Annotated in this window: 19 protein-coding genes; 18 read left to right on the forward strand and 1 reads right to left on the reverse strand. The window is 50.9% G+C overall.

Features of this window, described 5'->3' with window-relative positions:
- The first annotated feature begins 27 nt into the window (after positions 1-27).
- The 14 genes from B5G27_RS00925 to B5G27_RS00990 all read left to right on the forward strand — a co-directional run bounded on the left by B5G27_RS00925 (position 28) and on the right by B5G27_RS00990 (position 13,335).
- Positions 28-1,422: an RsmF rRNA methyltransferase first C-terminal domain-containing protein gene (locus B5G27_RS00925; RefSeq protein WP_087177109.1), complete on the forward strand. Its 1,395-nt coding sequence runs from the start codon at positions 28-30 to the stop codon at positions 1,420-1,422.
- Complete coding sequence (locus B5G27_RS00930) at positions 1,419-2,153, forward strand: pseudouridine synthase (protein WP_087177706.1); 735 nt, start codon at positions 1,419-1,421, stop codon at positions 2,151-2,153. The genes B5G27_RS00925 and B5G27_RS00930 overlap by 4 nt, the downstream gene beginning before the upstream one ends.
- The gene (locus B5G27_RS00935) at positions 2,147-2,827 is read left to right on the forward strand and encodes an HAD family hydrolase (protein WP_087177110.1); all 681 of its coding nucleotides are present in this window, start codon (positions 2,147-2,149) and stop codon (positions 2,825-2,827) included. The genes B5G27_RS00930 and B5G27_RS00935 overlap by 7 nt, the downstream gene beginning before the upstream one ends.
- Positions 2,824-4,722: a YgiQ family radical SAM protein gene (locus tag B5G27_RS00940; RefSeq protein ID WP_087177111.1), complete on the forward strand. Its 1,899-nt coding sequence runs from the start codon at positions 2,824-2,826 to the stop codon at positions 4,720-4,722. Before B5G27_RS00935 ends, B5G27_RS00940 begins: the two co-directional genes overlap by 4 nt.
- A gap of 8 nt (positions 4,723-4,730) precedes the next feature.
- On the forward strand, positions 4,731-5,510 hold the full coding sequence (locus B5G27_RS00945) for an SDR family NAD(P)-dependent oxidoreductase (RefSeq protein WP_330398932.1): 780 nt from the start codon (positions 4,731-4,733) through the stop codon (positions 5,508-5,510).
- On the forward strand, positions 5,507-6,085 hold the full coding sequence (locus B5G27_RS00950) for a hypothetical protein (RefSeq protein WP_087177112.1): 579 nt from the start codon (positions 5,507-5,509) through the stop codon (positions 6,083-6,085). The genes B5G27_RS00945 and B5G27_RS00950 overlap by 4 nt, the downstream gene beginning before the upstream one ends.
- 16 nt (positions 6,086-6,101) lie before the next feature.
- The gene (locus tag B5G27_RS00955) at positions 6,102-7,091 is read left to right on the forward strand and encodes an RluA family pseudouridine synthase (protein WP_087177113.1); all 990 of its coding nucleotides are present in this window, start codon (positions 6,102-6,104) and stop codon (positions 7,089-7,091) included.
- Position 7,092: 1 nt separating this feature from the next.
- A complete protein-coding gene (locus tag B5G27_RS00960; RefSeq protein ID WP_087177114.1) occupies positions 7,093-7,626 on the forward strand; it encodes a Holliday junction resolvase RecU in 534 nt (177 codons plus the stop codon).
- A gap of 74 nt (positions 7,627-7,700) precedes the next feature.
- Entirely contained in the window at positions 7,701-8,951 is a 1,251-nt protein-coding gene (gene hisZ / locus B5G27_RS00965; protein ID WP_087177115.1) for an ATP phosphoribosyltransferase regulatory subunit, read from the forward strand.
- Between the two features lie 15 nt (positions 8,952-8,966).
- Entirely contained in the window at positions 8,967-9,611 is a 645-nt protein-coding gene (gene hisG, locus B5G27_RS00970) for an ATP phosphoribosyltransferase (protein WP_087177116.1), read from the forward strand.
- 14 nt (positions 9,612-9,625) lie between these two features.
- A complete protein-coding gene (hisD, locus tag B5G27_RS00975) occupies positions 9,626-10,954 on the forward strand; it encodes a histidinol dehydrogenase (RefSeq protein WP_087177117.1) in 1,329 nt (442 codons plus the stop codon).
- A 1-nt stretch (position 10,955) separates the two neighbouring features.
- The gene (gene hisB / locus B5G27_RS00980) at positions 10,956-11,546 is read left to right on the forward strand and encodes an imidazoleglycerol-phosphate dehydratase HisB (protein WP_087177118.1); all 591 of its coding nucleotides are present in this window, start codon (positions 10,956-10,958) and stop codon (positions 11,544-11,546) included.
- 27 nt (positions 11,547-11,573) lie between these two features.
- Positions 11,574-12,857 (forward strand): bifunctional phosphoribosyl-AMP cyclohydrolase/phosphoribosyl-ATP diphosphatase HisIE, encoded by a 1,284-nt coding sequence (gene hisIE / locus B5G27_RS00985; RefSeq protein WP_087177119.1) that lies wholly within the window; start codon positions 11,574-11,576, stop codon positions 12,855-12,857.
- A 157-nt stretch (positions 12,858-13,014) separates the two neighbouring features.
- Positions 13,015-13,335: a hypothetical protein gene (locus B5G27_RS00990; RefSeq protein WP_087177120.1), complete on the forward strand. Its 321-nt coding sequence runs from the start codon at positions 13,015-13,017 to the stop codon at positions 13,333-13,335.
- An 11-nt stretch (positions 13,336-13,346) separates the two neighbouring features.
- Here B5G27_RS00990 and B5G27_RS16980 read toward each other — a convergent pair whose 3' ends face one another.
- Positions 13,347-13,688 carry a helix-turn-helix domain-containing protein gene (locus B5G27_RS16980; RefSeq protein ID WP_087177121.1) on the reverse strand — a complete coding sequence of 114 codons (342 nt, stop codon included), beginning with the start codon at positions 13,686-13,688 and terminating at the stop codon, positions 13,347-13,349.
- Positions 13,689-13,860: 172 nt separating this feature from the next.
- Here B5G27_RS16980 and B5G27_RS01000 point away from each other — a divergent pair, with 172 nt between their 5' ends.
- From B5G27_RS01000 to B5G27_RS16840, 4 genes are all read left to right on the forward strand, one after another.
- Positions 13,861-16,701: an MSCRAMM family protein gene (locus B5G27_RS01000; RefSeq protein WP_087177122.1), complete on the forward strand. Its 2,841-nt coding sequence runs from the start codon at positions 13,861-13,863 to the stop codon at positions 16,699-16,701.
- Between the two features lie 26 nt (positions 16,702-16,727).
- A complete protein-coding gene (locus B5G27_RS01005) occupies positions 16,728-18,422 on the forward strand; it encodes a SpaH/EbpB family LPXTG-anchored major pilin (RefSeq protein WP_087177123.1) in 1,695 nt (564 codons plus the stop codon).
- Positions 18,423-18,454: 32 nt separating this feature from the next.
- On the forward strand, positions 18,455-19,426 hold the full coding sequence (locus B5G27_RS01010; protein ID WP_087177124.1) for a class C sortase: 972 nt from the start codon (positions 18,455-18,457) through the stop codon (positions 19,424-19,426).
- A 111-nt stretch (positions 19,427-19,537) separates the two neighbouring features.
- On the forward strand, positions 19,538-20,155 hold the full coding sequence (locus tag B5G27_RS16840) for a sugar O-acetyltransferase (protein WP_087177125.1): 618 nt from the start codon (positions 19,538-19,540) through the stop codon (positions 20,153-20,155).
- The last annotated feature ends 5 nt before the right edge of the window (positions 20,156-20,160 follow it).

Raw genomic sequence — 20,160 nt, forward strand, 5'->3', positions numbered from 1 at the left:
GTGCAGACCGGCTATGGAGGAAAAAATATGAACGGCCTTCCGGCAGAATTTGAACAAAAGATGAGAGCCCTTCTCGGCGGGGAATATGACGAGTATGAGAAATGCTTTGACGAACCGCGTCATTACGGGCTCCGTGTAAATACAGCGAAGATCTCAACAGAAGATTTTTTAAAGATAGCGCCGTGGGCGCTGGAACCTGTTCCCTGGATCAGGAACGGGTTTTATTATGATGGCGAAAACTGCCAGCCCGCGAAGCATCCGTATTATTTTGCAGGTCTGTATTATCTCCAGGAGCCAAGCGCCATGACCCCGGCTGACCGCCTGCCGGTGGAGCCGGGAGACCGGGTGTTGGACGTGTGCGCGGCGCCGGGAGGCAAAGCCACGGAACTGGGGGCAAAGCTCAACGGGACAGGAGTGCTTGCCGCCAATGACCTGAGCAGTTCAAGGGCAAAAGGGCTGCTTAAGAACCTGGAACTGTTCGGCATCGGCAATGTCCTTGTCCTGAGTGAGGAGCCGGGCAGGCTGGTCCCTTATTTTAAAGGATATTTTGACAAGATCCTGATCGATGCCCCATGCTCGGGTGAGGGGATGTTCCGGAAGGACCGGAAGATGATCCGGGCCTGGGAGGAGCATGGACCGGACTATTTCTCGAAGATCCAGAGGAGCATTATCACCCAGGCGGCTGAGATGCTCCGGGAGGGCGGGATGCTGCTGTACTCGACCTGTACGTTTTCCCCGGAGGAAAATGAGCAGACGATCGAATATCTCCTGAACGAGTATCCTCAGTTTGAGGTGTGTGAGATCGAAGGCTACGGGGGATTTGCCGAAGGAATGCCAGAGACGGTTGAGTCAAAAGACGAGCGCCTCAGGAAGACTGTCCGCATCTTCCCGCACCGGATGAAAGGGGAGGGGCATTTCCTGGCCCTGCTGAGGAAAGGCTCCGCAGAAGCAGTGAGACCGGTGCAGTATCAGGAAGCAGGCGGGAAAAAGAAAAGCCTTCCCGCAGAGCTGGAGGAATTCCTTGCTGATGTGGACCGCCCGATGGATCCGGCAAGGATCGATATCCGCGGGGACAAGGTCTACTATATGCCGGAAGGAGTGCCGCCGCTGAAAGGGATCCGGTTCTTAAGGACAGGGCTCCTTCTCGGGGAGCTGAAGAAAAAGCGGTTTGAGCCGAGCCAGGCTTTTGCCATGAACCTGAAAAAAGAAGAGTATGCTCATATCCTCGATCTCCCTGTCTCTGACGAGAGGGTGGTCAAATACTTAAAAGGGGAGACTCTTGATGTGGAGGATCTGACGCAGCCCGGGGAGAAGGGATGGTATCTGGTCTGTGTGGACGGGTATCCCCTGGGGTTTGGAAAGCTGGGAAACCAGACTCTGAAAAATAAGTATCTCCCGGGATGGCGGTGGCAGTCCTTATGATCATACGGCTTGATAAATTCCTGGCTGAGATGGGATATGGAACCAGAAGCCAGGTGAAAAAAGAACTTGCAAAAGGAAATGTGACCCTGAACGGCCAGGTTATCCGTAAGCCGGAGACAAAGGTCGATACAGAGAAGGATCGTGTATGCTGGAAGGATGAGCCGGCCGTGTATGCGGAATACGAGTATTTTATGCTGAACAAGCCTGCCGGTGTCGTCTCAGCTACGGAAGATAAAAGAGAAAAGACTGTGATCGACCTGCTCAGCCGGGACGGCAGTGAGCAGGGGATGCCGGCAGCCCGCCGGGGGGATCTCTTCCCCGTGGGAAGGCTGGATAAAGACACAGAGGGACTTCTCCTCATTACAAATGACGGGGAGCTGGCGCATCGGCTTTTATCGCCGCGAAAGCACGTGGACAAGGTGTATTACGCACGGATCCGCGGGCGGGTGACGGATGAGGACAGAGAGGCGTTTGCCCGGGGGATGGATATCGGAGACGATAGGCCCGCACTCCCGGCAGAACTGGAGATCCTGGACGCGGGGGAAACTTCTGAGGTCCGGGTCACGCTCCGGGAGGGGCGCTTCCATCAGGTAAAGAGGATGTTCCGGGCAGTGGGAAAAGAGGTCGTTTATCTGAAACGGCTCAGCATGGGAAGCCTTGCACTCGATGAGGGCCTGGCCCCGGGAGAATACCGCAGGCTGACAGAAGAAGAGGTAAAGAAATTATGTTAAAAGGAAAGAAAGCTGTCATTTTTGATATGGACGGTTCCCTGGTGGATTCCATGTGGATCTGGACGGAAGTGGACCGGATCTATATGGAGAAGTATGGGCTGACAGAGCCTGAGACATTCCATAAGGATATCGAAGGGATGAGCTATGTGGAGACTGCTCAGTATTTTGTCGACACCTTCCATACACTGGACCAGACCGTGGAGCAGGTGATGCAGGAGTGGCGGGAGATGACGGTCAGCCTGTATGCGACAAAAGTATTTCCAAAGCCGGGGGCAGTGGAATTCCTGGATGAGATGAAAAGAAAGGGCGTGCGGCTCGGCATCGCTACGAGCAATGACCGCAGGATCGCACAGGCAGCCCTGGATGCGCGCGGCCTGAACGCGTATTTTGACTCCGTCTGTACGTCCGATGAGGTGAGCGCAGGGAAGCCGGCCCCGGATATGTATCTGAAAGTGGCTGGGGATCTGGGAGTCGATCCCGGAGCATGCCTTGTGTTCGAAGATGTGCCAAACGGGATCCTGGCCGGAAAGAACGCGGGCATGGAAGTATGTGCCGTTGATGATGCTTTTTCAAGAAAATACGAGAGGGAGAAAAAGCGGCTGGCAGACTATTTTATCCGTGACTTCTATGAGATCATGGATGAATCTTACGAAAAATGCGGGGTTATGGAATGAATGACAGATTTTTGCCCATAAGCAGGGCTGATATGGAAGAGAGAGGATGGGACCAGGTCGATTTCGCCTATGTGATCGGTGATGCGTACGTGGACCATCCTTCCTTTGGGCATGCCATCATAAGCCGTCTCCTGGAGTCGAGAGGGTACCGGGTAGGCATCATCTCCCAGCCGGACTGGAGGGATCCCGCGAGTATCCGCATCTTTGGGGAACCCCGTCTCGGCTTCCTCGTGTCATCCGGCAATATGGACTCCATGGTAAACCACTATTCGGTCTCAAAGAAACGCCGGAAGACGGACGCCTACACGCCGGGCGGAGAGATGGGGAAGCGCCCGGATCATGCCTGTACGGTATACGGAAATCTGATCCGCCAGTCCTATAAAGAGATACCGGTCATCCTGGGCGGGATCGAAGCAAGCCTTCGAAGGCTCGCCCATTATGACTACTGGTCGGATTCATTAAAGCGGTCGATCCTCCTGGATTCCGGGGCGGATATCATCTCCTACGGCATGGGCGAGCGCTCGATCATTGAGATCGCGGAAGCGCTGGATGCAGGGATCCCCGTGGAGGAGCTGACTTACATCGACGGGACAGTGGTCAAGGTCAGAGACCGTGAGCGGATCCGCGGCGCAGAATTCCTCCCGTCCTATGAGGAGCTGAAGCAGGATAAAGAAAACTATGCGAGAAGCTTTTATACGCAGTATAGGAATACGGACGCTTTCAACGGAAAACAGCTGGCAGAGCCTTACTCAGATCATTTATATGTGGTGCAGAATCCGCCGGCAAAACCTCTCTCTACGATGGAGATGGACGATGTTTACGCCCTTCCGTATACAAGGACGTATCACCCGTCCTATGAGGAAAAGGGCGGCGTGCCTGCCATATCGGAGATCCGTTTCAGCCTGATCAGCAGCAGAGGCTGTTTCGGCGGATGCAGCTTCTGTGCCCTGACCTTCCATCAGGGGCGGATCGTCCAGACCAGGAGCCATGATTCTCTCCTGGAAGAGGCGGAGATGATCACAGGAGAAAAAGATTTCAAAGGATACATCCATGACGTGGGCGGGCCCACCGCGAATTTCCGCCATCCGTCCTGCCAAAAACAGATGGAGCACGGCGTCTGCCGGGACCGCCAGTGCCTGTTCCCGGCTCCATGTAAAAACCTGGACGCGGACCACAGTGATTATGTGTCCCTTTTGAAGAAACTGCGGAATGTGCCCGGCGTGAAAAAAGTGTTCATCCGGTCAGGCATCCGGTTTGACTATCTGCTTGCTGACCGGAAGAAGGATTTCCTGCGTGAGCTGTGCGAGTACCATGTGAGCGGACAGCTCAAGGTGGCGCCGGAGCATGTGTCAGACCAGGTGCTCTCCCTTATGGGGAAACCTCAGAACCGCGTATACGAAGAATTCACACGCCAGTTCCAGAAGATGAATGACCGGCTTGGGAAAAAGCAGTATCTTGTCCCATACCTGATGTCCTCCCATCCCGGTTCCACGCTCAAAGAGGCAGTAGAGCTGGCGGAATACTGCCGGGATCTCGGCTATATGCCGGAGCAGGTGCAGGATTTTTATCCCACACCGTCCACCCTCTCTACCTGCATGTACTATACAGGACTGGACCCGCGGACCATGAAGCCGGTCTATGTGCCGAGAAGCCCTCATGAGAAGGCTATGCAGAGGGCGCTGATCCAGTACCGGGACCCAAAGCTATATGATCTTGTGGAAGAGGCTTTGAAAAAAGCAGGCAGGACCGACCTGATCGGATACGGGCCGAAGTGCCTGATCCGTCCGCGGAATAAAGCTGGATACGTGGATCCTTCCGCCCGAAGCCGGGCCGCCGGCCGCCCGGACCGGAAAAGAAAGAAAAAGACGATACGGAATGTCCACAAAAAGAAATGAGGCGGAATATGAAAAAACAGATACGGATCGCAGTAGTGACAGGCGCATCCTCGGGAATGGGGAAAGAGTTCGCCCGCCAGCTGGGATATTTTTATAAAAACCTGGATGAGATCTGGGTGATCGCAAGGAGAAAAGAACGTCTGGAGGCGTTAAAGAAGCAGTGCCGCGTACCTGTCAGGGTCTTTGAGGGGGATCTGCTGAAAAAGCAGGTGTATAAGGAATACTACCGCTCCCTGAAAGCGTTCTGTCCGGATGTGAGGATGCTGGTCAATTCCGCCGGATTCGGGAAAAGCGGCAGCTTTACCGATATCGCCGGCGAGGGGAAGAAGATCCAGACCGACATGGTCGACCTGAACTGCCGCGCCCTTACGCGCATGACGCAGATGACACTGCCGTGGATGAGCAGGGGAAGCCGGATCATTAACCTGGCGTCTGCCGCGGCGTTCTGCCCGCAGAACGGATTCGCCGTGTATGCGGCGACAAAAGCTTATGTCCTGAGCTTTTCCAGGGCGCTCGGCTCCGAGCTGCGGCACTCCGGGATTTATGTGACCGCAGTGTGCCCGGGACCTGTGGACACGGAATTTTTCTCCGTCAGCGGGGAACTGACAGACCCGCTGAAGAAACTGACGCTTGCCGGAGCGAAAGAGGTAGTCCGAAAGGCGCTTACAGACAGCCGCAGAAAACGCTCGGTTTCCGTATACGGCGCGGGGATGAAAGCCGCGCGCCTCGGGGCAAAACTGCTGCCCCACAGTTTGATACTTAAGGCAGAGGAGTTCGTTACAAAATGAAAAGAGTAGAAAAAGGTACTCCAGGTTATCTGGATCACAAGAAAAAGGTAGAGATCATAAGGACAGTTATCTATTTCGGCATTGTTGCTGCAGTATTCTTTCTCGGATATTCCCAGACCGGGACAAGGCTGAACCTGCTTACCGTGGTGGCGATCCTGGGCTGTCTTCCGGCGGGCAAAGCGCTCGTGGGAGTGATCGCCAGGTTCCCGTACCCTTCCATCGGGCGGGATATGGCGGACGAGATCAAAAGTAAGACAACTCACCTTACCGTCTGCTATGACCTGGTCATCACAAGTGAGGAGAAGATCATGCCCGTGGACTGCATCGTGATCTCGGGAAGCAATATCTTCGGGTATACCCATTATAAAAAGGTAGACCTGAAAATGGTCTCTGACCATATCAAAGCCATGCTGAAACAAAACGGTTATACAGGACTTGCTGTCCGCGTGCTGAATGAATATAAGCCCTTTATCACAAGGGCCGAAGGGCTGGACAATATCGCGGCAGTAGAAAAAGCAGACACAAAGGAAAGAGAAGAAGGGATCCGGGGGATCATCCTGAATATTTCCATGTAGCGGAAAGAGGCTGGTTATGAAAGAACTGTGCATCGGCTCAAATGAGGCAGGACAGCGCCTGGATAAATTCCTGGGGAAATATATGGACAAGGCGCCAAAGAGTTTCCTGTACAAGATGCTCCGAAAAAAGAATATCACATTGAACGGGAAAAAGGCATCGGGGAATGAGATGCTCTCCGCCGGGGATACTGTGAAGCTCTTCCTTTCAGACGACACCATCGGTAAGTTCTCGCAGAGCAGGACCGCGGATCATTATCTGGCGGCGCAGAGCAGAAGAGGGGCAGAGCTTGACATATTATATGAGGACAGGCATACGATCTTTATAAACAAGCCCGCGGGCATGTTGTCCCAGAAAGCAGCGCCAGGCGATGTTTCTCTCGTAGAGCACCTGACCGTCTATCTGCTGGAGAGCGGTCAGATCACAGAAGAGGAGCTTCAGACATTCCGCCCATCGGTGTGCAACCGCCTGGACCGGAATACAAGCGGCATCGTCGCGGCGGGGAAGACGCTCCCGGCGCTCCAGGCGCTCGGCGAAATGTTCCGGGAACGGAGCATTCAGAAATATTATCTCTGTCTTGTGAAAGGAGAGGTGACGGAAGGCTGCCGGATCAGAGGTTATCTGACAAAAGACAGGAAAAGGAATACCGTATCCGTCAAAAAGGAAAAAGAGAAAGACGCGTCTGTGATCGAGACAGAGTACCACCCGCTCGCATCCAGGGCAGGAGTTACTCTGCTGGAGGTCCATCTGATCACGGGCAAGACCCATCAGATCCGAGCCCATCTCGCATCCCAGGGACATCCCATCGCCGGGGACTATAAGTACGGGGACCGGGCTTTTAATGATAAGCTGAAAGGACAATACGGGCTGTCCGGCCAGCTTCTCCATTCATACAGGCTCTGCGTCCCTGAGTGCGGCGGCGCCCTTTCCGGGATCTCGGGGAAAGAGATCAAAGCCCCGCTGCCTTCCCTGTTCCGGAAAATCTGTGAGGACAAAGGAGTGATCTAGTATGGCGACATGGAGTTCCAGAGGCTTAAGAGGGTCCACGCTGGAAGAGTTTATCAACCACACAAATGAGAGATACGGTGAGCTGGGGCTGGCGCTGGTGCAGAAAATACCGACGCCCATCACGCCGGTAAAGATCGACCAGGAGAGCAGACACATCACGCTGGCATATTTTGACAAGATCAGTACCGTAGATTATATCGGGGCAGTGCAGGGGATCCCGGTCTGCTTTGACGCCAAAGAGTGCCGCGCGGATACGTTCCCTCTCCAGAACGTGCATGAGCATCAGATTGATTTTATGGGAAAATTTGAGCGGCAGGGCGGTGTATCTTTCCTGCTTATCTACTATACAGAACGGGATGAGCTGTATTATATGAGGTACAGCCAGATAAAAAAATTCTGGGACCGGGGCATGCAGGGAGGGCGGAAGAGCTTCCGATATGACGAACTGGAGCCGGACTGGTCCATGCAGCTTAAGAACGGCTACTTTGTCCCGTACCTTGACTATATCCAGAAAGACCTGGATCTCAGGGATTGACAGACATCAGTAAAATCCGTATAATTACAAGAGTATTTTAACGTGTTAGCACGGTAAAGTGAAAGGAGCGCTTTATGGAACAGAAACTTCATACCCCGGAAGGCGTCCGGGATATCTACAACAAAGAATGTGAGACCAAACTTGCACTCCAGAGAAAACTCAGCAAAGTACTGCATCTGTACGGATATCAGGATATACAGACTCCGACGTTTGAATATTACGAGGTCTTCCGAAAGGAGATCGGATCCACCTCGACCCAGGAGCTCTATAAATTTTTTGACCGCGAAGGCAATATCCTGGCGCTGCGCCCGGATATCACGCCGTCAGTGGCGAGGGCTGCCGCGACTCTGTTTGAGTCAGAGGATATGCCCATCCGCCTCTGCTATGCGGGGAATACCTTTATCAATCATTCCAGTTACCAGGGAAGGTTAAAGGAGAATACACAGCTCGGCGCGGAGCTGATCGGGCTGGACTCTGTGGAAGCGGATGCAGAGATGCTGGCAATGGTGGCGGACAGCCTGAAACAGATCGGGCTTCAGGAATTCCAGATCAGCCTCGGGCATGTGGACTTTATCCGCAGCCTCCTGAAAGCAGCCGGGCTGGGGGAAGAGGAGAGCAGAGAGATCCGTGCGCTGATCACAAACCGGAATTTCTTCGGGATCGAGGAGATCCTGGATGCGCATGAAGTAAAAGAAAGCGTAAAAGAGGCATTCCGTCTCCTCCCGGAACTCACAGGCGGGCCGGAGGTGCTGGAACAGGCGATGATCGCTGCGCCGGATCTGGATGCGAGACTTGCGGTCACGCGGCTCCAGCAGATCTTCCGTCTCCTCAGGCTTTACGGTGCGGACGACCATATTACCTTTGACCTGAGCATGATCGGGAATTACGGCTACTACACAGGCATCATTTTCCGTGCGTACACTTTCGGCACAGGAGACGCGGTGGTCAGGGGCGGACGGTATGACCATCTTCTGGAGAAGTTCGGAAAAGACACCCCGTCCATCGGTTTTGCGATCCTCCTGGACGAACTCATGGGTGCCCTCGGCAGGCAGAAGATTCCCGTGGAGACCATCCACCGCAATCTCATCGTCTATACAGAGGCAACAGAGGAGCAGGCGGTTGCCCTTGCGTGCAGCTTCCGCAGAAAAGGGCGGAACATCGAGCTGGTAAAGCGGGAACCTGAGGAAGAGCGGGAAATCTATGAAAATTACGCAAAGCGTACCTCTGCCGCTGCTATGCTCTATCTGAGAGACGACCAGAAGATCGAGATGGTAAACCTGCGGACAGGAGACGAAAAACTGGTAAAGATACCGGGTGTGGATTAAAGGAGAGCATGATTTATGAGATATTTGACATTTGCCCTCACAAAGGGGCGCCTCGCCAGCAAGACTCTCGATATGCTGGAAAGACTCGGCATCACATGCGAGGAGATGAAGGACAAAGATTCCAGGAAACTGATCTTTACGAACGAGGAACTGAAGCTGCGATTCTTCCTTGCAAAGGGACCGGATGTCCCTACCTATGTGGAATACGGGGCGGCGGATATCGGAGTCGTCGGAAAGGACACGATCATAGAAGAAGGCAGGAAAGTGCACGAGGTGCTTGACCTGGGCTTTGGGAAATGCCGGATGTGTGTCTGCGGCTATGAGGATGCTGCGGAGCTTCTGCAGCACAGGGAACTGATCCGTGTCGCAACGAAATATCCGAAGATCGCAAAAGACTATTTCTATAATAAAAAGCATCAGACTGTGGAGATCATTAAGATGAACGGCTCCATCGAGCTCGCGCCGATCGTCGGACTGTCCGAGGTGATCGTGGACATCGTGGAGACAGGCTCTACCCTGAAGGAAAACGGGCTCGTAGTCCTTGAGGAAGTGTGCCCTCTTTCTGCGCGCATGATCGTCAATCCGGTGAGCATGCGCATGGAGAATGAACGGATCAAAAAGCTGATCACAGATCTGCGGGCTTTACTCAGAGAAAAGTAAGTCAGGAGGAAATTATGCGGATAGAGAGACTTGACCAGAATACAAAGAAAAACCTGCTGGAGGACCTGTTAAAGCGCAGCCCCAACAGTTACGGAAAATATGAAGAAAGCGTGCGCGTGATCCTTGACGCGGTAAAAGAGCGCGGGGATGAGGCGCTGTTCGAATACACGAAGAAATTTGACGGAGCGGAGATCAGCGCGTCAAACATCCTCGTGACCGAGGAGGAGATCAGGGAGGCGTATGACAAGGTGGATCCCGGCCTGATCGAAGTGATCAGGAAGGCGCTTGTCAATATCCGTTCTTACCATGAGAAACAGATGCAGTACAGCTGGTTTGACAGCAGGCCGGACGGCACGATCCTTGGACAGAAGGTAACAGCTCTGGCAAAAGTCGGAGTCTATGTGCCCGGGGGGAAGGCGGCATATCCCTCGTCTGTGCTCATGAACATCATGCCAGCGAAGGTGGCAGGCGTGGATGAGATCATCATGGTGACACCCCCGGGAAAGGACGGGAAGGTGACGCCCACGACTCTCGTCGCTGCAAAAGAAGCGGGAGCGGACAAAGTATATAAAGCCGGCGGGGCGCAGGCGGTCGCAGCGCTGGCTTACGGCACGGAGAGCATCCCGAAGGTGGATATGATCGTGGGCCCGGGCAATATCTATGTGGCTCTGGCAAAGAAAGCGGTGTACGGCCATGTCAGCATTGACTCCATCGCAGGGCCCAGCGAGATCCTTGTCCTGGCAGATGAGACGGCAGATCCCCGCTGTGTGGCTGCTGACCTGCTCTCCCAGGCAGAGCACGACGAACTGGCGAGTGCGATCCTCGTGACCACAAGCATGGAACTTGCAGAAAAAGTATCCGACTGGACAGACACTTTTATCAGCCAGCTTTCCAGAGGGGAGATCATACAGAAATCACTGGATAACTACGGACATATCCTTGTGGCGGAGACGCTGGGAGATGCGATCGGCGCGGCGAATGAGATCGCGTCCGAGCATCTGGAGATCATGACAGCAGATCCCTTTGAGGTGATGACAAAGATCCGCAATGCCGGCGCGATCTTTATCGGGAAATATTCAAGCGAGCCGCTGGGAGATTATTTTGCCGGACCGAACCATGTCCTGCCGACAAACGGGACAGCAAAATTCTTCTCACCGCTGTCCGTTGATGATTTTATCAAGAAATCGAGCATCATATCCTATTCGCGGGATGCATTGGAGAAGATCCACAGGGACATCGAGCAGTTTGCAGAAGCGGAGCATCTGACTGCCCATGCGAATTCCATCAAAGTGCGTTTTGACGGAAAGGATGCACAGGATAAGAACGGACAGGAGGAGAGATAAGATGGGACAGCGGATCGGAAGCTGTATAAGAAAGACAAAAGAGACAGATATCAGCCTTACGATCGATCTTGACGGACAGGGCTTAAATAAGATCGACACAGGGATCCCGTTTTTTGATCATATGCTGGACGGGTTCGCGCGCCACGGGCTCTTTGACCTGGATGTACAGGTGAAAGGGGATGTGGAAGTGGACAGCCACCATACCATAGAGGACACGGGGATCGTGCTGGGGCAGGCGATCGCGGATGCCCTGGGAGACAAGGCAGGGATCAGGCGGTACGGATATTTTATCCTCCCCATGGATGAGACGCTGGCTCTGTGCGCAGTGGACCTCTCCGGACGTCCTTATCTGAAATATGATGCGGATTTTACCGTGCCCGCTCTGGGGACAATGGACACGGAAATGGTGCGGGAGTTTTTTTATGCCGTCTCATACAGCGCGGCTATGAACCTGCATGTGAAGATCATGGAAAAAGGAAATAACCACCATATGGCGGAGGCAATGTTTAAGGCGTTTGGAAAGGCGCTCGACATGGCAGTATCCCCGGAACCCCGGATCCAGGGGGTGTGGTCCACAAAAGGGACCCTCTGAGAATGGAGAAAAAAGGAGAAGAGATACATGAGCTATAAAAGACTGACCCCGTGTATATTTATCGACGGCGGGAAGGCAGTAAAATGGTTTGACGACAGGTCGGTCATGGCTGACGATGTCATTGAACTGGCGAAACAATACAGCGAAAAAGGGGCTGACGAGCTGATCGTATTTGACCTCTCAAACAGCGATGAAGAGCACGACGAATCCATTGACCTGATCCGGAAGATCAGCCGTGTCATCAGCATCCCGATGATCGCGGGAGGAAATATCAGACGGACAGAGGATGTAAAGAAGCTGCTTTACGCCGGGGCGAAGAGAGCGGTCCTGAATTTTTCCAAACGGCTCTCCATCGATCTGATCGAGGAAGTGTCAAAGCGCTTCGGGAAAGAGAGGATCGCAGTATCCCTCAATGATTTTGACGCTCTGTTCAAACAGCAGCACCTGATCGAGGAGTACAGCACAGAGATCGTATTTATGCACAGGCTGGACCTGGATTCTGTCATCAATGTGACAGACGTTCCCTGCGTAGTCCTCACAGATACGATGGAGCAGTCGGAGATCCTGCGCATCCTGAAATCAGACGGCGTAAAAGGGGTATCAGGCATGTTTGTCAGCAGCCTGGACATGGATTTTAATGCATTTAAGGAAATCTGCTCAGATGCGGGGATCCAGATGACTTCCTTTGAGAGCGTAATGGAGTTTTCTGAGTTTAAACTGAACGAGCAGGGGCTGATCCCGGTCATCGTACAGGACTATAAGACAAATGAAGTCCTGATGATGGCGTATATGAATGAAGAGGCATTCGACCATACTGTCAAGACAGGGCGCATGACCTATTACAGCAGGAGCAGGCAGTGCCAGTGGGTAAAAGGCGAGACGTCCGGGCACTATCAGTACGTGCGCTCCCTGGCGGCGGACTGTGACAGAGATACTCTCCTCGCAAAGGTAGAACAGATCGGGGCGGCATGCCATACGGGAAACCGCTCGTGTTTCTACACGACGATCGTAGGTACGGACCATGACGCAAAGAATCCCCTCCAGGTATTCGAATCCGTCTATGATACGATCATGGACCGCAGGCGGAATCCGAAAGAAGGATCCTACACGAATTATCTGTTTGACAAAGGTCTGGACAAGATCCTTAAAAAAGTGGGAGAAGAAGCTACGGAGATCGTGATCGCAGCAAAGAACCCTAATCCGGAAGAGATCAAATACGAGATCTCAGACTTCCTTTATCACGCGATGGTGCTCATGGTGGAGCGCGGCGTGACGTGGGAGGATATCACGAATGAGCTCGCGGACAGATAACTGAAATACAGGGGACCAGATAGGACAGCTGCCAGGCAGAGGATGCCCGGTTCTAATAAAAGAGACAGAGACATAGGATATTGTAGCTGACAGTACCCTTTGTCTCTGTCTTTTGTTTATGCAACGGAAAAATCGCTTGGAAGGGAGAGAGTGATATATGAATGATCCGGAAATCCGCCGCAGGGAGCTCCTTAAACAGACAAAGCGGCTGTACGATGAGCAAAGAGAGATTCCCGCTGTTCATCCGAGATACGGCAGGATCTATCATGATCTGTATCAGCAGGAAAGTGACCGGAAGGAGAAGGCAGGAGGAAGTTTCTACCTCCGCCTGGTGATAGGCATTTTTTGTTTTATCTGCTTTGTGTACATGGATCAAAGCGATGCCGGAGTAGCGGAGGTAAACAGTACATCGATCACAGACCAGATCAGAAAAGACATGGATACAGAAATCCTCACAGAAGTGTGGAATCATTTATGAACAGTGCGGCTCTATGGAGCCGTGCTGTTTTTGCTCCTGATATATTCTTTGAGAAGCAGTGTTACAGTCTTTTTCTCGCTGTTTGACAACTGCTGAAACAGCTCGTTAAATTCGCTTTCCAGATAATTTCTTTCAGTTATATCCGTACCGTCTAAAAGCAAGGATATACTGCAGTCTAAATAGTGCGAAATATCTACAAGCCTCTCCAGACTGACTCTGGTTATGCCTCGCTCGATCTGACTGATATATCCGACTGAAACATTCAGGTATTCAGCAAAATTTTCCTGAGTCCTTCCTTTATTCCGGCGCTGCTGTCTGATCCGGTCTCCAAGTAATCTGTAATCTATCAACATTATAAGCGTCACCTGCTTTTTGTAATTATATTTGACTATTATTAACAATTAAAGATACTTTTAACTAAATATTTACCTATAGCTGTTGTAAATACGGGGATAAAAGTATATAATAGATGTGATTTTTGGAAATGCAGGACATCAGGTCCCGGCATTTAGAAAGGTTAGTGCAATGAGCAGGAAGAAATGGAAAAAGATACAGGGGAGTATCGTGGTCCTTCTCTTGTTTATGGTTGTGATCTCCGGATTTTCCGTATCAGCGGCAGAAGCTGAAAATACGGAAATCTGTACCAGTGCGGCGGAGGAGACGGCAGAAGCCGATGGGGCGGAGGTTGTCTCTGTTTTCCGTATGGCTGAACTTGAAGATGCTTCCAGAGAAGATACATGTATCAGCCTTGATGAAGAAAAAGCTATGAGCCAGCTGGAAACTCTCATACCTGATATCAATTTCAGGAGAGAGGTATACCGTTCGCTGAGGGTGGCAGGACAGCTGGGGACTTATGGAGATGAAGCCCATCCGGAGTATGGTGAGCTGACAGGGGAAGAACTTTATAAAGCCGTGCTCCAGGATTTCACCGGGGAAATATATGCCAGCGGATATAAGAAAGAGATGGGGTATATATATGAGTTCAGGTACAAAAGCTCGGCCGATGGCGAATGGATATCAATGCAGTCTCCGAAGTGTTTTGATTCGCGGGAAGAGGCATCTCGTGAGATGCAAAAAATGATGGATCTTTTTGCAAGTTCATTTATAGTCGACGAAGAATCTGCCAGTGTATCCAGCATTGTGAATATTACTGACGAAAGGAAACCGGAAGAAGAACTGATCACGGATATCACGGGGATTATATGGCTGCGGCACGCGGAGAAGATCGATGTTTCGTACAATCGGATCACAAGCCTCATGCCGATGGATATCAATAGTTTGGATGAAGATATTCTCGGATCCGGTGAATTTACAGATCTGGAGGATGCACGGCAGAAATGGTTTGGAGAGCCTTTTCGAAATGTGGAGTTCAATTTTTCAAAGAACCCGATCGATGATTTCCCGAATTATATGCTTGGGAGGATCACAGTCAATCCCACTTTTGCAACCGGGGATACACAATATGACAGGAATCCTTTTTTAGTAGTCAAACAATCAGACGGTGTGACATGGCCCAGGGATTTTGTTTTCGATATGCCTCTGATCAGATTAGGGGGGATCCCGATCAAATATACGAATACAGGTGCTGATGGGATAGAGTCACTTGGAGATAACGCAGGCTTTGTGTACTCAGAGGGGGATGAGAATTCGAGCGGATTTATTACTCTTCAGAATGTAGAAAAAACCGGGAAAGTTTATTTTAATGCCTCTATCCAGATGGGCACAGGAGGCGAGCTTGAAGAAAATCAGGTTAAATGGTATACGACAGCGGAAAATGTGCCGTCTGGAGGCGGAAAGGAAAATATAAATACAAGCGCAAGTACAGTATCCGTACGTGTTTTCCAGGCGCTCCGCGTATTATATAGCATCGTTCCCGAACCAGCGGTCTCAAAAATGTCAGTCAGTTTTGAAAAGACCGAGCTCAATTCAGAGGGAACCCCGGTGGCGGGCGCAGGATATACTCTCTTCAAGATGAAGACGGACGCGGATGGTAATCTTATCTATAATAAAGATACAGATACTGTAACTATAACTGGTGATCCTGAGAGCGAGAGCAGTATCGCATACAACCAGGATCAGGAAATGATCGCAGAGAGTCTGTCTGGTGAGCTATGTGAAACAGATGAAAATGGAAAGTTTACCATAGAAAAAGAACTGTCTCCGGGTTGGTACTGTTTTATTGAGACAGCGGCTCCGGAAGATTATGAGCTCGACACAACGCCCCTTATGTTTGAAGTGGGCAGTGCTGACGTAGAGATCAGCGGAGGCACGACACTGACAGATCTGGTGTTTAAAAACCCGTTTGAGGAGGGCTCTTTAAGTTATCAACTGTACCAGCAGCAGGATGACGGCGGTTTTAAGCTTTATAACAATGATACAGGGAGATACTATGAGACAGATGATACCGGCAGCTTCCGTATAAACGGCCTGCCGGATGGAGTGTATCAGTTAAGGGAAGTGGCTGGAGAGGGCAGCGCAGGGAGCGGGCCGATCGAGTTTACGGTCAGCGGAGACAGCACAGAAGAAGTGGTCAATGACGGACAGGCAAAGCTCTCTTTTGAAAAATCTCTCTACACAGACGCGGAGGCGCCTGTTGAGATCAACCTGACGCCGGGCAGGGATGATATGCAGCTTCAATCTGTAACCGTATTCTGGTATGACAGTGAGGGGAAGGAAAAAAGCACGATATTTCATGCTTCCGGTACTTCGGATCCTGTCTCTGACGCGGAAGCCTTTATCAATGGGGACCGGGACCACACGAAGGTATACGGTCCGCTGGGGGTACAGCCGGTCTATCTCCAGACTGGCGAACTGAAAGCGGAAGATCCGAAGAAAGTCAGCTTTTCCTTTACAAAAACAGACGGTGATCCTTCCGGGGAAGCATGTAAAGGACTTGCCGGAGCAGAATTCACCCTCTATCGGGCAGATGAGGACTGGAATTACTCTGAGGAGGATGTATACCACCGCACAGCAGTGTCTGATCAGGAAACCGGTATTGTCTGCTTTGAAAATCTGGACAGCGGACAATACATCATGAAGGAGACAAAGACGCCGGACGGCTATGCGTCACTGCCAGGATACTGGAAGGTCACTGCAGACGCGAAGTCTGAGTCGGATAAAGGCAAACTGGGATTTTTATATGTACGGCAGGATGGAGATGAAGTTTCTGTTTCCCAGTCGGATATGATCCCGGAGGATGCATATGGAAATCATTATTATATCCCGAACCAGCCGGTGTCAGATCTGCCGACAATGGGAGGCCCGGGGAATCGGACATTCATGTTTGGCGGAATACTGCTCATGGGAGCCGCATGTATCCTTTGCGGCTTTGCCGTAAGAAATAAAAAGATAAAGAATACTCAATAGTTTCATAAGTTAAAAAGGAGGATATCATGAAACGAGTAAAGAAAAATGTAGTAACAAGTATCTTAGCTGTTTGCCTGGCATTTATCATGGCTTTTTCAACAGGTATGACAGCGGCAGCGGAGGGAGACGACCTTACATTGGAATCTGCCGGAAACATTACAATTTCCGGGATCGAGACAGTCAAGACAGATGACCCTAGGATTGAGAAAGGGGTAGGTAAACTTTATGCCTATAAGGTGATCAATGTCAATGTCAATGACGACAGCCATCAGCCGCAGTCCCCTGTGTTTAAATGGGATGACAGTGTAGCTCCCTGGGTAAGCACGAATTTTGAGGTCTATATTGATAAAGATAATGGCAACGCTGTGACAGATGCTTTCCTTAAGCTGACCGACAATGGCGATGATATCAAAGCTTTCGTTGATCAACTGGCAAATGCCATCAGAAAGACGGACAACGCAATTGATTTAGCGCCTTTCAAAGAATACGAACTTGCTGATTACACACCGGGAGGAGACGACAAAGAAATCACATTGACAGATGTCCCGCTTGGCGCTTATCTGTTCCTTGTAGAAGGAGGAGTAAGGATCTATTCGCCGGGATTTGCATCAGTATATCCGGCCTATGATAAAGAAGACAAAAAATGGGTTCCTGCAGGGCAGTCGATCAATGTATACATGAAGTCAAAGGAGCCGGATATTGAGAAATCTGTAAAGGACTATACCTATGCGATCGGACAGACCGTAAATTATACACTGGTTGTCGATGTGCCGGATTACCCTGAAAATGCGGTTGACAAGAAATTTATCATCGCGGATTATCTGAGCGAAGGGCTTACATTTACTGATTCTGAGGACAGCGTAAGAATTTACAAATATGTCGTTTCTGAAGAATCTGAAGAGGGGTATATTAGAGGCGAAGAACTTACCGATTATTTCGAAAGGGATTCGTTTGCATCAGATGAAAGTCAGCCTGACGAAGAAACTGATCCATCTTTTGTAAGATCCTTTATCGGTGATTACTCAATCTTGACGACTGAAAAAGTGATCGTCGAGTACAGCGCGACAGTAAATGAAAAAGCTGTTGTCAAGGTGGATGCAACTACAGATAATAAACTGGACAATAAAGCGTATCTCATCTACAACAATAATCCGTACACCGAGAACGGATACCGTGAAATCCCGGATGAGGAGAGAGTCTATACATACGGGATCCAGGTTACAAAAACTGACAATGGTGATACGAAACTCCCCGGCGCCGAATTTAATCTGAAACAGGGGGATAAAACTCTTAAATTCGTAAAAGATGGCAGTGTATACAGGCTCCTGCTCACAGAGGAGGAAGATGCTAAGGCATCTGAGACATTAGTTACTGATAAGAATGGTCTTATCATGATCAAAGGGCTTGATCTCGGCACCTATACTCTCGTCGAGACAAAAGCTCCTGACGGCTACGAACTTCCGGCGGATCCGAAAACCGTGATCACACTTGCCGATAATAAGGATAATTCAGGAGCACCAGCAGCTCCGGACGGCATCTTAAATAATGATTTAAATAATGATTCAAACGGTACCTTTGAAACAACGGTGGTCAATACAAAGCCGGGTGTCCTTCCCGTGACCGGAGGGGTCGGCACAGCACTCTTTACCATATTTGGGCTTTTGCTCATGTCGGGAGCTGTGATCCTCGTTGTCACGGTATCGCGCAGAAAGAGCCATTAGTTAAATAATAATATCAAAAGGGTTTATTTCAGATGCACAGACGTAAAAAAAGATCAAGGATAAACCCTGTGCTCATCCTGGCATCCGTTTTGATATTCATAACGGGTGCCGGGATCTTTGTCTATCCGGCTGTGAGCAATTATCTTGCTGAGAGACGTCAGGCAGAAGCGGTCAGAGATTATCAGCGGGACGTCAGTTCCATGGAGCCGCAGGATCTGTCAGAACAAAAAGCACGGGCGCAGGAATATAATAAAAATCTTGCGGAGGATGAATTCCATGACCCGTTCCTGCAGGACGGGAAATATGTGATTTCTCCGGCATACCAGAAGGTGCTCGATTATAATGAAGAGGGGATCATGGGCTATGTGGAGATCCCGGATATCGATGTGAACCTTCCCATCTATCACGGCACGGGCGAGGAGGCACTGCGAAAAGGCGCGGGACATCTGGAAGCATCCAGCCTTCCGATCGGAGGAGAAGGGACTCATTCTGTTATCAGTGCACATCGAGGGCTTCCCTCCGCAAAGCTTTTCTCTGACCTTGATGAGCTGGAGATCGGGGATGTTTTTTTCATCCATATCCTGAATGAAACACACGCTTATCAGGTGGATCAGATCAATGTCGTAAAACCAGACGAATTAGATATCCTGCGCGTTGTCAATGGACAGGATCTTGTGACACTGCTTACATGCACACCTTATGCCGTGAATACGCACAGACTGCTCGTGCGCGGCGTCCGTATCCCCTATGAGGAAGCCGAAAGTGTGCGGGAAGCAGTGGGAGGCGGGAATCCGCTGTCGGGATGGGTAAAAGAATATGCAGCCTCAGTCCTTGCGGGGCTCGCGCTCCTTGTCCTGCTGACTCTGTCAGCCATAGCTTGGAAGAGGCGGAAGGATCCCGGTGTTGGCAGGCTCAGAAGCAAAGATCCTGTAAAAACAAAGCCCGGGAGAATAGAAAGAGGGCACAGGAAAAGAGAGCAGAAAAGAAGAAAGTACAGGGAATAAACACCATATGGCCTCTGTTATAAATGATGTATGACAGAGGTCACTTTTTTGTTGTTTTCTTTGGAAAGTCGGTGTAAAATAGAACGAACAGATTTGGCTGAGGAGGAGAATATGGATAACAGATACCGAAGAGACCACGAGATGGCATACTTTTCTGATGCCAGTGTCATAGAAGAACAGCTGACTGCAAAGAAGGCGGTCAGACAATATAATACGGTCATGCCCTTTGACCCGGAAGCCGGGAGAAAATTCCTGGATGAGGCGGGTATCGTCCACGGTGAAAATGTATACTTTGAGCCGCCATTCCATTGCGAGTATGGGACACATATCATCCTGGGGGGAAATTTCTATGCAAATACCGGGTGCGTCATGCTGGATGTGGCGAAGATCCGGATCGGAAATAATGTGATGTTTGGGCCGAATGTATCCATCTATACAGCAGGCCATCCCATCCATCCTGACAGCAGGAATTCCGGATATGAGTACGGGATCCCTGTAACGATCGGAAACAATGTATGGATCGGCGGAAGCTGCGTGATCCTTCCGGGCGTCACGATCGGGGACAATGCTGTGATCGGAGCGGGAAGCGTTGTGACAAAGGACATTCCCGCCAATGTCTGCGCGGCGGGAAATCCCTGCCGGGTGATCCGGGAGATCACCGAAGCGGACAGGCCTTACTATTATAAGGACCGCAGGTTTGACGAAGAAATCTGGGAAAAAATAAAATGAGGTAA

Origin of the sequence: Lachnoclostridium sp. An76 (assembly GCF_002161355.1) — a bacterium.
In the GTDB taxonomy this organism is placed as follows: domain Bacteria; phylum Bacillota; class Clostridia; order Lachnospirales; family Lachnospiraceae; genus Mediterraneibacter; species Mediterraneibacter caccavium.

Bases quoted from the DNA above. Each gene is read 5' to 3' on its own strand.
- B5G27_RS00925 (WP_087177109.1), top strand. From the start codon at position 28: ATGAACGGCCTTCCGGCAGAATTTGAACAAAAGATGAGAGCCCTTCTC.
- B5G27_RS00930 (WP_087177706.1), top strand. From the start codon at position 1,419: ATGATCATACGGCTTGATAAATTCCTGGCTGAGATGGGATATGGAACC.
- B5G27_RS00935 (WP_087177110.1), top strand. From the start codon at position 2,147: ATGTTAAAAGGAAAGAAAGCTGTCATTTTTGATATGGACGGTTCCCTG.
- B5G27_RS00940 (WP_087177111.1), top strand. From the start codon at position 2,824: ATGAATGACAGATTTTTGCCCATAAGCAGGGCTGATATGGAAGAGAGA.
- B5G27_RS00945 (WP_330398932.1), top strand. From the start codon at position 4,731: ATGAAAAAACAGATACGGATCGCAGTAGTGACAGGCGCATCCTCGGGA.
- B5G27_RS00950 (WP_087177112.1), top strand. From the start codon at position 5,507: ATGAAAAGAGTAGAAAAAGGTACTCCAGGTTATCTGGATCACAAGAAA.
- B5G27_RS00955 (WP_087177113.1), top strand. From the start codon at position 6,102: ATGAAAGAACTGTGCATCGGCTCAAATGAGGCAGGACAGCGCCTGGAT.
- B5G27_RS00960 (WP_087177114.1), top strand. From the start codon at position 7,093: ATGGCGACATGGAGTTCCAGAGGCTTAAGAGGGTCCACGCTGGAAGAG.
- hisZ (WP_087177115.1), top strand. From the start codon at position 7,701: ATGGAACAGAAACTTCATACCCCGGAAGGCGTCCGGGATATCTACAAC.
- hisG (WP_087177116.1), top strand. From the start codon at position 8,967: ATGAGATATTTGACATTTGCCCTCACAAAGGGGCGCCTCGCCAGCAAG.
- hisD (WP_087177117.1), top strand. From the start codon at position 9,626: ATGCGGATAGAGAGACTTGACCAGAATACAAAGAAAAACCTGCTGGAG.
- hisB (WP_087177118.1), top strand. From the start codon at position 10,956: ATGGGACAGCGGATCGGAAGCTGTATAAGAAAGACAAAAGAGACAGAT.
- hisIE (WP_087177119.1), top strand. From the start codon at position 11,574: ATGAGCTATAAAAGACTGACCCCGTGTATATTTATCGACGGCGGGAAG.
- B5G27_RS00990 (WP_087177120.1), top strand. From the start codon at position 13,015: ATGAATGATCCGGAAATCCGCCGCAGGGAGCTCCTTAAACAGACAAAG.
- B5G27_RS16980 (WP_087177121.1), bottom strand. From the start codon at position 13,688: ATGTTGATAGATTACAGATTACTTGGAGACCGGATCAGACAGCAGCGC.
- B5G27_RS01000 (WP_087177122.1), top strand. From the start codon at position 13,861: ATGAGCAGGAAGAAATGGAAAAAGATACAGGGGAGTATCGTGGTCCTT.
- B5G27_RS01005 (WP_087177123.1), top strand. From the start codon at position 16,728: ATGAAACGAGTAAAGAAAAATGTAGTAACAAGTATCTTAGCTGTTTGC.
- B5G27_RS01010 (WP_087177124.1), top strand. From the start codon at position 18,455: ATGCACAGACGTAAAAAAAGATCAAGGATAAACCCTGTGCTCATCCTG.
- B5G27_RS16840 (WP_087177125.1), top strand. From the start codon at position 19,538: ATGGATAACAGATACCGAAGAGACCACGAGATGGCATACTTTTCTGAT.